This is a genomic window from Rhodococcus spelaei, from assembly GCF_006704125.1.
In the GTDB taxonomy this organism is placed as follows: Bacteria; Actinomycetota; Actinomycetes; order Mycobacteriales; family Mycobacteriaceae; genus Rhodococcus_G; species Rhodococcus_G spelaei.
The window spans coordinates 509,027-521,584 of the sequence record NZ_VIGH01000001.1 but is presented as its reverse complement, the minus strand read 5'-3'; the positions used below and the strand labels follow the sequence as shown (position 1 = coordinate 521,584).

General features: G+C 66.7%; 8 protein-coding genes. 1 reads left to right on the top strand and 7 read right to left on the bottom strand.

Features of this window, described 5'->3' with window-relative positions; translation table 11 throughout:
* Positions 1-19: 19 nt before the first annotated feature.
* The 7 genes from FK531_RS02355 to FK531_RS02325 form a co-directional block, all read right to left on the bottom strand.
* Positions 20-691 carry a protein kinase family protein gene (locus tag FK531_RS02355; protein ID WP_142095010.1) on the bottom strand — a complete coding sequence of 224 codons (672 nt, stop codon included), beginning with the start codon at positions 689-691 and terminating at the stop codon, positions 20-22.
* A gap of 298 nt (positions 692-989) precedes the next feature.
* On the bottom strand, positions 990-1,649 hold the full coding sequence (locus tag FK531_RS02350; protein ID WP_142095009.1) for a GAP family protein: 660 nt from the start codon (positions 1,647-1,649) through the stop codon (positions 990-992).
* 110 nt (positions 1,650-1,759) lie between these two features.
* Positions 1,760-3,097: a DUF1254 domain-containing protein gene (locus tag FK531_RS02345; protein ID WP_142095008.1), complete on the bottom strand. Its 1,338-nt coding sequence runs from the start codon at positions 3,095-3,097 to the stop codon at positions 1,760-1,762.
* A gap of 120 nt (positions 3,098-3,217) precedes the next feature.
* On the bottom strand, positions 3,218-4,885 hold the full coding sequence (locus FK531_RS02340; RefSeq protein ID WP_142095007.1) for a SulP family inorganic anion transporter: 1,668 nt from the start codon (positions 4,883-4,885) through the stop codon (positions 3,218-3,220).
* Positions 4,885-5,790 (bottom strand): HAD family hydrolase, encoded by a 906-nt coding sequence (locus FK531_RS02335; protein WP_142095006.1) that lies wholly within the window; start codon positions 5,788-5,790, stop codon positions 4,885-4,887. The genes FK531_RS02340 and FK531_RS02335 overlap by 1 nt, the downstream gene beginning before the upstream one ends.
* Positions 5,791-5,792: 2 nt before the next feature.
* Positions 5,793-8,156 (bottom strand): arylsulfatase, encoded by a 2,364-nt coding sequence (locus FK531_RS02330; RefSeq protein WP_142095005.1) that lies wholly within the window; start codon positions 8,154-8,156, stop codon positions 5,793-5,795.
* Between the two features lie 118 nt (positions 8,157-8,274).
* Positions 8,275-9,978, bottom strand: a complete 1,704-nt coding sequence (locus tag FK531_RS02325) for a SulP family inorganic anion transporter (protein WP_435531000.1) — start codon at positions 9,976-9,978, stop codon at positions 8,275-8,277.
* Positions 9,979-10,122: 144 nt separating this feature from the next.
* Here FK531_RS02325 and FK531_RS02320 point away from each other — a divergent pair, with 144 nt between their 5' ends.
* Positions 10,123-12,468: an arylsulfatase gene (locus FK531_RS02320; protein WP_142095004.1), complete on the top strand. Its 2,346-nt coding sequence runs from the start codon at positions 10,123-10,125 to the stop codon at positions 12,466-12,468.
* Positions 12,469-12,558 lie beyond the last annotated feature (90 nt).

Genomic DNA, 12,558 nt, shown 5'->3' with positions numbered 1-12,558 from the left:
CGGGTCTGCTGCGCCACGCTTACCAGGCGGACGCAGTCGCCGACACCGGGGTGAGCCCCACTCCGCCGGTGACGAGGCCACGCAGCGCCGCACCGAGGCCGCGCACATCCGCCGCCCGGTCCGCGCCGGGAAGGGTGCCGGGGAAGGCCAGGTACACGTCGCCGCGCTCACCGATGCGCAGTCGCCCGGGGTTCTCCAGGTCGAGGATCGAGTCCATCTCGTGCGCGCGGCGCATGGTGTTCACCAGGGGTCGGATCGACTGGGAGGCCGCGGCGCGCGAGGGGCGGGTGGAGGCGACCTCGCCGAGCGATCGGCTGGGCAGCCACTCCGAGACCACGGCACCACCGGAATCGGTGTCGACCATGTCCAGGATCCGGGTCATCGCCGGCGACCTGACTCCGCACATCCAGACGGTGCGGGCGAACACGTCGTCCGTGTCGACCCGATCGACCACCGAACCGTGGCCGGCGGCCCCGACGATGGTCAACCCCACCTCACGGCCGGACACCAGGTCCACCGCGTGCCAGAACTCGACCGACGGCGCTGTCCCGCAGCAGACGAGCAACCGATAGCGCTGGGAGGCGAACGTGCTGCCCGGCATGTGTCCGGCGAGCGAGAGGCCCGCGGGAAGCCGCACGAGTCCGGGCGAGGACGCCGCCACGGGAGGCAGCCGTTCGGTGTCAGCGCGCATACACCGACGTCCGGCCGCGCGAAGCTGTGTGCACCCATGGCATGTGAGCATCCTCACACAGGATTCTCATGGCGCAACCTTTGCGTTTACGCCGATTTCCACTGCGGCACAATGCGATGCCACGAGAGTGGCGGCACCGGTCAAACTAACACGCAGGTGAACGCGGAATGCCGGGTCAGATTCGATACTTCGGCGAAGCGCGTTTCGTCGAATCCTCGTGCGCGAATTGTGCAGTCCGATCATCTGGCCTCACTCATGGCGACCTCACTCACGGCGACCTCACTCATGACGGCCTCGCTCATGACATCAGGGCAAGCGCACCCCGGATCGTGAACAGTGCGCCGAAGCCGAGGAACACGGCGACGCCGAGCTCCTTGTTGCGGCGAACCATCCACGACTTCGCGCTGTCGAGGCCGCGACGCGCCCGATCCCCGAGGATCACGTATGCGCCGATCGGGATCAGGAAATCCACCATGGCGGCGAGCAGCAGCAGCGCGGTGCCGACGAGCGCCTGAGCCCAGGTCGAGTCGGAGCTGGAGATGATGCTCATACCGGACAGCATGATGAACAGATTCGGGTTGAGGTTCGCCAGCAGGAGCCCGATGACGAACGCGCGGCGCGGAGAGGCCTCCTCGAGTTCGACCATCCACTTCGGCTTCTCCGCGACGAGCTTCTTGCGCTGCAGCAGTTGCGCCAGACCGACGGCGAGGAAGAGCAGACCGACCGTCAGTCCGATCCAGTGCGAGACCGTCTGCGAGGTCGCCGAGGGATCGCCCGCGCCGCCGGCCAGTGCCGCGAGGCCGATCATCGTGTACACGAACAGGAAGGCCCCGGCGAAGGCCAGCGCGTTGCGGATCGGGTTGTTCGACTGCAGCAGCAGCACGCACCCCGCAATGGCCGCCGGCGTGATGATCAGCCCGATCATCTCCGGAATCAGCAGCAGCACAAGCTCACCCACGACGCACCCCTCACCTCGTGCCCGTATTCACCGGGCCTGCGTCGAAGGTTAGGGCCGTCCGGCGGGGTACGCCTCACCCGCGACGCATGAGTCCGAGTTGCGCCGAGTCGTCAGCCCACTCGGACAATCGGCGGGATCTCGTAGGTCCCGTCGAGCACCTCCGGTCGTGGGCTGTACATCCGCAGCAGCGGTCGGAACGCGGCCGCCGGCGTGGGCAGCCAGTTCGCCCGTGCCATCGACTCTTTCGGCTCCGCTGCACTGAGCGTGATGGTCAGCGAGCCGTCCTCCGCGTATTCCAGCCCGTGGGTGCGGTCGCCGATCGAGTACCGGTCGATCGCGTTGTCGACGAGATAGTAGTCCGGGACGTCGTACATGGTGATCGACCAGAACGCGTCTACCGGCGGGGTCTGAGCGAACGTCAGCGTGTACGTGTGCTCGCCGCTCAACTCGTTGCCGTCACCGTCGAGGTAGACCGGCGCGTAGGCAGCCTCGTAGCCGTGATTGCCCCAGAGTCCACCCATCGCGGCAGCTGCCCGCAGCCCGATTGCCTTGGCACGGTCCGGGATCTTCCATTCAGGCGAGTTGACGGTCCCGATCTCGAAGTAGTCGTCGTTGTAGTCGAAGATGTGAAGCGGCTGATGCCAGCCGTTGACGATCGTGTCGCCGGCCCCCGACTTCAGCGCGGCGACCAGTCCCGCGTGGCCGGACCTCTCCCCCTCCGCGAGCGCATCGACCAGGTCTGCATCCGCCGACCGGTACGGCGACGGATACCAGTCGAGCAGGCCGAGCGGCTCGAAGGCCTGGTGCAGCGGAAGGTCCTGCGCCGCAGGTGGGTACGCCTGCAGATACGTCCGCAACTTTTCCCAGAAGATCAGTTGCTCGGGCACTTTCGAATCCGGGGCGGGCAACCCGGCCACCGACTGGTCCTCGACTGTCGGCAGCAGCGTCAACTGCTCCTGCAGCGCGCGCACCCGCGGCAGGTCGTCCACACCGTCGCAAGCCCACCTGCCCACGATCGATCCGACCATGGTGGGAAACGAGATCCGGGTGACTCCGTCGGGCGCGTCCCCGGTCCAGGCCGGCGGGGTCAGCAGGTAGCGACCACTCGACGTGCCGGTGGCCCGCTTGCCGACGTACGCGAAATTATCGGTCCAGGCGTCGACGAACTGCAGCACGTAGTAGGCGCCGTTGGTGTCCGGGACCTCCAGCAGCACAGGCCCGCCACTCAGGTCGATCTGCGCCAACGAGTAGACGGTGTCGTTGTTGATGGAGACGAAGGTGTCCTGCGGACCGGCGAGCGCGTCCGCGTGGCCGAACCGGTTGAACGGTGTCGCAGCGTTCGCCCCGACCCCGGTGGTGACGTAGCGTTGCACCTGATCCAGGTTGAACACCAAGGGAAATCCGTAGACGTACGCCCGTGCGGCCAGATCCTTCAGTTCGGCACCCATTGCGGCCTCCGTTCGACACGGCCCGCGCGACGGCACCGTGTGCTGGCGACTTGTTTCATTCGAGTGTGGACCCCTCGCCGCCGCTTCGCACGAAATAGCGGCTCCGCCGCAGTGGTGCGGTTACGGAGTCTTGGGGCTCCGCAAGCGCACCACTGCGCGAAGCGCGTTCTCGACGGTGTCGAAAATGCGCCCCGATTCCTCGATTTGGCGGCCTCCCTCGGTCTTGAGCGCGGTCGCGAGTTCGCGCGCCGGCAGCTCCGCGTAGTAGGCCGTGACGCCGCGGGCGGACAACTCCAGGTCGAGATCCCGGACGTGGTGCATCACCGTGGTCGTGACCTTCCAGGCCCGCGAACAGTCCAGAACGACGGCCTTCGCGCCGACGGCCTCGACCCGCTCCCGGATTGCCGTGAGATTGGCCAGCACGTTCGCCGTGTACAGGGCCGAATTGATCCGCAGCACCAGCGGATCGGCCGGCGTCGTCGGCGCCTCCTCCTCGCCGCCGATCCACCGGCCGTCCGCGCCCGGGGTCAACTGCACCACGTGCGGGCGGTTCAGTTCCCGCAGCACGAGGTACAGGGTGAACAGGACGCCGACCGCCACCGCGGGCAGCAGTCCGGCGGTGAGACCGATGACCGCCGTCGCCAGGGCGATCCAGAACTCGGCGCGGTTGAGCCGCCAGAACCTCGCAAACACCTTCAGATCCACGAGCCCGAGGGTGGCGACGACCACCATCGCGCCGAGGGTGGCCTGCGGCAGGTCGCTGAGGACCGGGGCCAGGAACAGGGCCACCAGAACCGCCAGCACCGCTGTCACCAGTCCGCTGGCCTGGGTGCGGGCTCCGGCGCGCAACGCCACCGCGGTCTGCGAGAAGCCGCCCGCCGGCGGCAGGGTGTGGAAGAACGCGCCCGCCACCGAGGCCACGCCGTTCGCCAGCATCTCCTGGTTGCTGTCGATCTGCGGCTCACCCTGCCTGCGCACCCCGCGCGCGACCGACACCGTCTCCAGGAATGCCATTGCCGCAATGGCGAGCGCACCGGGGATCAACGCTCCCACGTCGTGCAGGGAGGGAACTCCGGGTAGCGGAATCCCCTGTGGCACCTCGGCGATCAGCTCCACACCGCGGTCCCGCAGTCCGGTGAACGCGATCAGCGCGATGCCGACCGCCACGACCACCAGTGGTCCGGGTACCCGGGGAACTAACTTGGACATAGCGTAGAGCGCGGCAATCGACCCTGCCGCCAACAGCACCGTCGCGACGTTCGCGTCCCCGATCTGCCGCACCGTCGACCACAACACCCGGAAGAATCCGGACGCGTCCGGGTCGGACGGCACCCCGAGCAGCTTCGGCAGCTGGCCGACGGCAACCGTCAGCCCGACGCCGGCCTTGATCCCGGACAACGTTGCCTCACTGATGTTCTCGACGATCGCACCGAGCTTGAGCGCCCGCGCGAGCAGCAGGATCACTCCGACCAGCAGGGTCAACGTCATCAGTGACGATTGCGCGTCGTCGGATCCGGCAGCGATCCCGGCACCGATCATCGTCGACGCAGTGAGGATCGCGATCGTCGACGTGGTGCTGACGCTGGTCGCCCGCGATCCACCGAGCATCGCGTACACCACCATCGGCACCATGCAGGTGTACAGACCGATCTGAACGGGCATGTCGGCGATGGTCGCGTAGGCCATCGCCTGCGGGATGACCACGGCGCCGGCGCTGAGGCCGGCGACGACGTCGGCGCGGAGCCAGGACTTCTGGTATCCGACGAGTGTCGGTGCGACAAATGCCATTACGTCTCCGAGTCCGGGAAGACCGCCGCCCAGTCGTCACGCATGCTCACCGTCGTCCACCCCTTGTCCGCAGCTGCCTTCAGCGCCTCCTCGGCACCGGCGTCGTACGCGAACTCGCGGTCCCCGTCGTCGTGGTGCACCAAGAGTTGCAGACCGTCGTCGCGGCAGAACTCCAGCATCGGCACGTCACCGTTCGAGTTACCGCCTACCAGCAGCGGCTTGCGCCCGATCCGGCTCCAGATCCTCACCGGCTTCTCCGGACCGTCGTCGAAGAAGCCCATTTCCGGCGCGTAGCTGACGTTGCCGTCGGCGTAGCGCAACCCGAGGCTGCTGCCGATGACCCGCTCGCGCGGTATCGCGTACAGGTCCTCACCGGCCCCCCGCATGAAGTCGCGGTCGCCACCGGAGGCGATGTACGTGGTGAAGTCGTGCGCCTCGAGGTAACGCAGCAACTCGACCATCGGCGCGAACACGCACCGCGCGAACGGGATACCCAGCGAGGGGTGCGTCCCGGAGTCGAGGAACGCCTTGGCCGAGGCGGTGTACGCCTCGACCTCCTGCCCCGCGGAGGCCCGCACGGTGCCCGCCATGAGCGTCTTCATGTCCGTGTCGTCGCCCGCATAGTGCTTGTCGACGGCATCGGACAGCCAGCCGAAGTCCCTGTCCACCACCGCCTTGAACGGCTGCTGCGATGCCAACGACGGATCGGCATCCGCCATCTTTGCCCACAGTGCGAAGACGAACTGCATCTGGATCTGGACCGGTTTCTCGGTCCAGAGGGTGCCGTCGTTGTCGAACACCGCGACTCGTTCGGCGACCGGGATGCCGTCCCGGTCGACCCGCTCGACGAAGTCGACAATCGCCGAGCGGGTCGCGGTATCGGTCCACAGATCGAGTTGGTCCATGGCTACTGCTTCAGCATCGCGACGTTCACCAGGTGCTCCGGATCCGCCAGGTGGCTGTGATCGTCGTCCCCGAGATCGATGACCACCCGGTCGATGGTTCCGGTGAACGCGTTGCCGGTCGCCTGGTAGTCCGGCGAGACCGGCGAGGCCAGATCCTGTCCGACGTCGACGGTCTCGTCGAAGGTGAACTGGAACGGGATAGTCCGCTCCACTCGCCCCTCGCCGATCTTCTCCTCGCCCGCATAGAGCGACGCGGTGCCCCCCTTGCCCAATCCCCCACCGTCGTAGGCGAAGTGCAGGCGCAGTTCCTTGGTGCCCGCCGGCACCGCGGCCTCCGATCGCACGATGTCGGTGTTGATCCCGAGCAGGTTGTACGCGAACGCGAGTTTGCCGTCGACGGTGTAGAGGGACCACCCGCCGTAGGCGCCGCCCTGCGCGACGATGACCCCGTTCACCGAGTCGTCCGGCAGCTCGACCGCGGCGGTCACCGTGAACGACTTGTTCTTGATGTTGATGGCCGAGTTCTCGGTCAGGCGCTTCATGCCCCGGTAGAGCGTCTGGCTCTGCGCGGTGATCAGCGCCGGACGGCCCGCGAGGTCGGGGTTGAACCGTTCGGCGGTGCGGATGTCGAGCGGCAGCACGTTGAACCGGGCCGCCTGGATCAGGAACAGCCGCTGCAGGTGCGCGAGCTTGTCCGGGTGCTCGGCGGCGAGGTCGTTGGACTGGGTCCAGTCCTTCTCGATGTCGTAGAGCTCCCACACGTCGTCGTCGAGGCCGTGGTCCGAGCCGGCCCAGGGATCCTTGTGCTTGGCGACCGCCGTCCAGCCCTTGTGGTAGATCGCCCGGTTGCCGACCATCTCGAAGTACTGCGTCTCGTGCTGCTCGGCCGCGTCGGCGTCGTCGAAGGAGTAGTTCATCGCGGTGCCCTCGTACGGACGCTGCGTGACCCCGTTGACCATCGTCGGCTCCGGAATGCCCGCGGCCTGCAGGACGGTCGGCGCGACGTCGATGACGTGGCTGAACTGGCTGCGGATCTCGCCGCGCGCGGCAATCCCGTTGGGCCAGCTGACGATGGTGCCGTTGCGGGTGCCGCCCCAGTGCGAGGCCACCTGCTTGGTCCACTGGTACGGGGTGTCCATCGCGTGCGCCCAGCCGACCGCGTAGTGGTTGTACGACTTCGGAGTGCCGATGTCGTCGATGTGCGCGGCGACGTACTCCTCGGTCTCGATGTCGTTCATGTGGTTGATCGTGAAGCCCTCGTTGGTGGTGCCGTGCATCGAGCCCTCGGCGGAGGCGCCGTTGTCGCCGATGATCACGTAGACGAGGGTGTTGTCGAGCTCGCCGAGGTCCTCGAGCGCGTCGAGGAGGCGGCCGACGTGGTGGTCGGCGTAGTCGAGGAAGCCCGCGTAGACCTCCATCTGACGCACGAGGGCCGGCTTGATGGTCTCGCTCATCTCGTCCCACGCGGGGATGCCGGGGCTGCGCTCGGTGAGCACCGCGTCCTGCGGGATGACGCCGAGCGCCTTCTGCCGGGCGTAGGTCTCCTTGCGGAGCTCGTCCCAGCCCTGGTCGAACTTGCCCTTGTACTTGTCGGCCCACTCCTTCGGCACGTGGTGCGGGGCGTGGGTGGCGCCGGGCGCGAAGTAGGTGAAGAACGGCTTGTCGGGGGCGAGGGACTTCTGCTGGCGCGTCCAGTCGATGGCCTTGTCGGTCATGTCGCCCATGAAGTGGTAGCCCTCTTCGGGGGTGCCCCACGGCTCGATCGGCGAGGTGTTCTCGTAGATCGCCGGGTACCACTGGTTGGTCTCGCCGCCGATGAACCCGTAGAAGTACTCGAATCCGTTGCCGGGATGCGGCCAGTGGTCGAACGGGCCGACCGGCGAGGCCTCCCACACCGGCACCTCGTGGCACTTGCCGAACTGGGCGGTGCTGTAGCCGTTGAGCTTGAGCGTCTCGGCCAGCGGCGCGCAGTTGTTGGGGCGCAGCGAGCTGTAGCCGGGTGCGCTGGTCGCGAGCTCGGTGATGGCGCCCATGCCGACGGTGTGGTGGTTGCGGCCGGAGAGCAGCGCGGCCCGGGTCGGCGAGCACAGGGCGGTGGTGTGGAAGCGGGTGTACTTGAGGCCCTGCGCCGCGACCCGCTCGAAGTTCGGGGTCTCGATCGGGCCGCCGAACGCACTCGACGCGCCGAAGCCGACGTCGTCGATCAGGACCACGAGGACGTTCGGGGCGCCCTCGGGGGGCAGCAGCCGGCGAATTGGCGGGAACTTGGTGTCGGGGTCCGTGGCGTCGTATGTGACGGTGCCGGTGTAGGCGAGGTCCGCAATGGGAAGTGCTCCGCGCTGAAGATTATTCGAGTCGTTCGTCATGTCACACGAACCTTCCGTCGTATTTCCGCAGTCGAATCCGAACGTATGAGGAGTGGCACTGTGGGGAATCATCCACAGCGGGTGACTCCGCGGGCGCCGCGTCGGTTCCCGCACCACCTCAGGCGTCCGAATCCCTTTCGGCCAGCGCCTCGCCGACCGTCGGGTACACCCCTACCGCCCTCCCGTCGGACGAGGCCTTCGTCAGCGTGTCCCGGAACTGTCCGATGTCCCGGGCGATGCGCAGCTCTATTCCCCTGCGCCCGAGAACGTCCCGCAATTGGACCAGCATCTGCGCCGCGCTCACGTCGACGAAAGGTGACGTCTCCGCATCGAGCACCACCACTCGCGTCGCGTCGGTGCACAGGTGTTCGATGCATTCCTTCACGTGGTCGGCATTCGCGAAGAACAGACCGGCCTCGACCCGCACCACAACCACGTCAGGTCGAGTCGAGAGATCGGGATGGCGCTCCGCGTCGACCCACAGCGACCCCTCCTTCGCCAGCGCCGCGACGTGCGGGCGGGACGCGCGGTAGAGCAGCAGCAGCATCGACACCCCGATGCCGATCACGAGACCGGGCAGGGTGTCGAACAGCAGCACGCCCATCATGGCCGCGAACGCACCCGCGAAATCCGCCCTGGCGGCAGGTCCGTAGATGCTGCCGAGTCGCTGCGTCCACACACCGTAGAGCCGCTTCATGGAGGAGACGTCGACCAGTTCGACGACAGCGGCTATGACGACTGCGGCCAGCGTTGCTTCCGGAAGGTTCTCGAACAGCCCGGTGAGGAACAGCAACGTCACCACCGTCAGCGCCGCCACGACCAGCCCGCTGACCTGCGTCTTGGCACCTGCTCCACCGTTGACGGCGGTCTTCGACAGGCTGCCGTTCACCACCATCCCGGACATGAACCCGGCACCGAGGTTCGCCGCTCCCATGCCCATGAGTTCGCGATTGGCGTCCACCTCGTAGCCGGCCTTGACGGCGTAGGTCTTGGCCGCACCCAGACCCTCGGCGAAGCCGATGAGCAGCACGCCGACGGCAGGCCCGAGCAGGCCGACGTAGTCGTCGAATCCGACGCCACCGGGCAGTCCGACCGACGGCAACCCGGAATCGATGTGCCCGACGATCTCGACGCCCTTGTCGTCCAGCCCGAACACCGACACCGCCGCGATACCCAGCAGGACCGCGAGTAACGACCCCGGAATCAACGGCACCCAACGTTTGAGTCCGAGGACCACCGCGAGGCTGAGCAGTCCGACGACCAGGGTCCGCCAGTCGGTGTCACCGAGATGTGTGACGACGCCCCAGGCCTGCTCGAAGAAGTTGCCCTCGGACTTGTGCACCCCGAACAGCTTGGGCACCTGACCGATGATGATGGTCAAGGCCAGACCAACGATGAAACCCTTGAGGACCGGTTCGGATATGAACGAGGCGATGAAGCCGAGCCTGATCAGCCCGGCGAGCAGCCCCACGATGCCGGTCGCGATGGCGAGCACCGCCGAGAGCGCGACGTACCTCCCGCCGTCGGCCCCGGCGAGCGGGGCGATGATGGCCGCCGAGAGGGCTGCGGTCGCGGACATCGGCCCGACCACCAGATGTCGCGAACTGCCCACCGCGGCATACAGGATCAGGGACGGAATCGCGGCGTAGAGGCCCACCACCGGAGGGACACCGGCAATGGTCGCGTAGGCCAGCGCCTCCGGCACAAGTACAGCCCAGACGGTCAGTCCGGCAATGACATCTGGCCGGATCCACTTCGCTCGATAGTCCTGCAACGATCCGAACAGAAACCAGGATTCACGCTCGTTCCGCGTCGTGTTCACAGTCCGTTGGCTCCCCTCGATCGCGGTCCGTCCAGTGTTCGACGATCTGCCGCGTGTTCGCTTCACCTGGCGCGGGTGAAGCGACGCCCGGCGTCCGGCGCGACGATCGACCGTGACGGAGTTTCTTACGAGCAAGGAGCGATCGTGGCCAAGGAATTCAAGGGCGACATCAAACTCGACGTCCGCGACTCGGTGTCGGACTGGGATGCCTTCCTCCCCGAGAAGGCGCCGCAGGGCGCACCGAACGTGCTGGTTGTGCTCTACGACGACACCGGTCAGGCGTCCTGGTCGCCCTACGGCGGCCGGATCAACATGCCGACGATGGACAAGCTGGCGCAGAACGGCCTGACCTACTCGCAGTGGCACACCACTGCGCTGTGCTCGCCCACCCGGTCGACGTTCCTCACCGGGCGCAACCACCATCTGAACGGCTTCGCGACGATCTCGGAGTCCTCGACGGGATTCCCGGGATACAACTCGCACATTCCGCCGTCGAACGCGACGATGGCGAACGTGTTGCGGGACGCGGGCTGGTCGACGTTCTGGGTCGGCAAGAACCACAACGTCCCGATCGACGAGTGGACCGCGGGCGCGTCGAAGAAGAACTGGCCGCTCGCGCAGGGCTACGACCGCTTCTACGGGTTCATCGGCGGCGAGACGAACAACTGGTATCCGTCACTCGCCGAGGACAACCACTACATCGAGCAGCCGTACTCGCCGGAGGAGGGCTACCATCTCTCGAAAGACCTTGCGGACCAGGCGCTGAAGATGATCCGCGACGTCAAGCAGACCGAGCCGGAGAAGCCCTGGTACCTGTGGTTCTGCCCGGGTGCGAACCATGCCCCGCACCACGCTCCCGAGGAGTACATCGCCAAGTACAAGGGCATGTTCGACGACGGCTACGAGGCCTACCGCGAGTGGGTGCTCGGCCGCATGGTGGAAAAGGGCATCCTCCCCGAGGGCACCGATCTGACCCCGCTGAACCCGATGCCCGAGGGCACCTTCTCCCCCACCGACGAGGTACGGCCCTGGGCCGAGCTGAATGACGAAGAGAAGCGCATGTTCTCGCGCATGGCCGAGGTGTTCGCCGGATTCTCCGAGTACACCGACGCCCAGGTCGGCCGGATCGTCGACTATCTCGAGGAGTCGGGCCAGCTCGACAACACACTGATCATCTACTGCGCCGACAACGGCGCCTCCGGTGAGGGCAGCCCGAACGGCTCGGTGAATGAGGGGAAGATCTTCGGCGGCTACCCCGACGACGAGGAACAGAACCTCACCATGGTCGACAAGCTCGGCAGCCCCGACACCTACAACCACTACCCCACCGGCTGGGCGGCCGCATTCTCCACGCCGTACAAGATGTTCAAGCGCTACACCTATCAGGGCGGCGTCTGCGACCCGATGGTCATCCACTGGCCGGCAGGCATCAAGGCCAAGGGCGAGGTCCGTCACCAGTACCATCACTCGACCGACATCGTGCCGACGATCCTCGAGGCATGCGGCGTCACATTCCCCGACACCTACAACGGTGTCGAACAGACCCCGCTCTCGGGCGTCTCGATGAAGTACTCGTTCGACGCTCCGGCCGACGGACCCACAGCGAAAGAGACGCAGTACTACGAGATGCTCGGCAGCCGCGGCATCTGGCACCGAGGCTGGAAGGCCGTCGCCGTGCACGGACCGGTCTCGGGGATCAGCAACTTCGACAAGGACGTGTGGGAGCTGTACCACGCAGACGTCGACCGCGCCGAAGCGCACGACCTAGCGGCCGACCATCCTGACAAGCTCGCGGAAATGCAGGCGCTGTGGCTGGAGGAAGCCAAGGCCAACAAGGTCCTGCCACTGAACGACCTGCAGATCATCGGCAACCCGAAGGACTACGAGACCTTCGTGGGCATGGAGTTCCACCAGCCGGTGCCGCCGAGTGGGCAGTTCGTCTACTACCCCGGCACCTCCGAGGTGCCGGAGCGGTCGGCGGCGAACGTGCACGGCGTCTCGTACAAGATCCTCGCCGAGGTCGACCTCACCCCGGACTCGCAGGGCGTGATCTTCGCGCACGGCTCGCGGTTCGGCGGCCATTCGCTGTTCATCAAGGACGGCGTCGTCACCTATGCCTACAACTTCCTCGGCATCCCTCCGGAGGACCGGATCTCGGCGCCGGTGCCGACGTCCGGGAAGCACATAATCGGCGTCGAATTCGTCAAGGAGGGCATGGGCCAGTACCGAGAGGGCATCGGACCGCTGAAGCTCTACATCGACGACCAGCAGGTCGGAGAGCAGAAGATCCGCACCGTGCTCGGCCACTTCTCACTGTGCGGCGAAGGGTTGTGCATCGGCTACGACAGCGCCGACCCGGTGTCGAGCGCGTACCCGGAGCCCCGCTTCGAGTTCCGCGGTGGCGAGATCACGAAGGTGGTCTTCGACATCGCTGACGATGCGTATGTCGACGTCGAGGCGCATCTGGCTGCTGCAATGTCGCGCGACTGACTGACACAGTTGGGGCAATCGTGACCGGCATACCGCGCGAATCCCCTGCGCCGCAGTTACGATCCCTTTACTGGCCCCCGACGGTCCGCC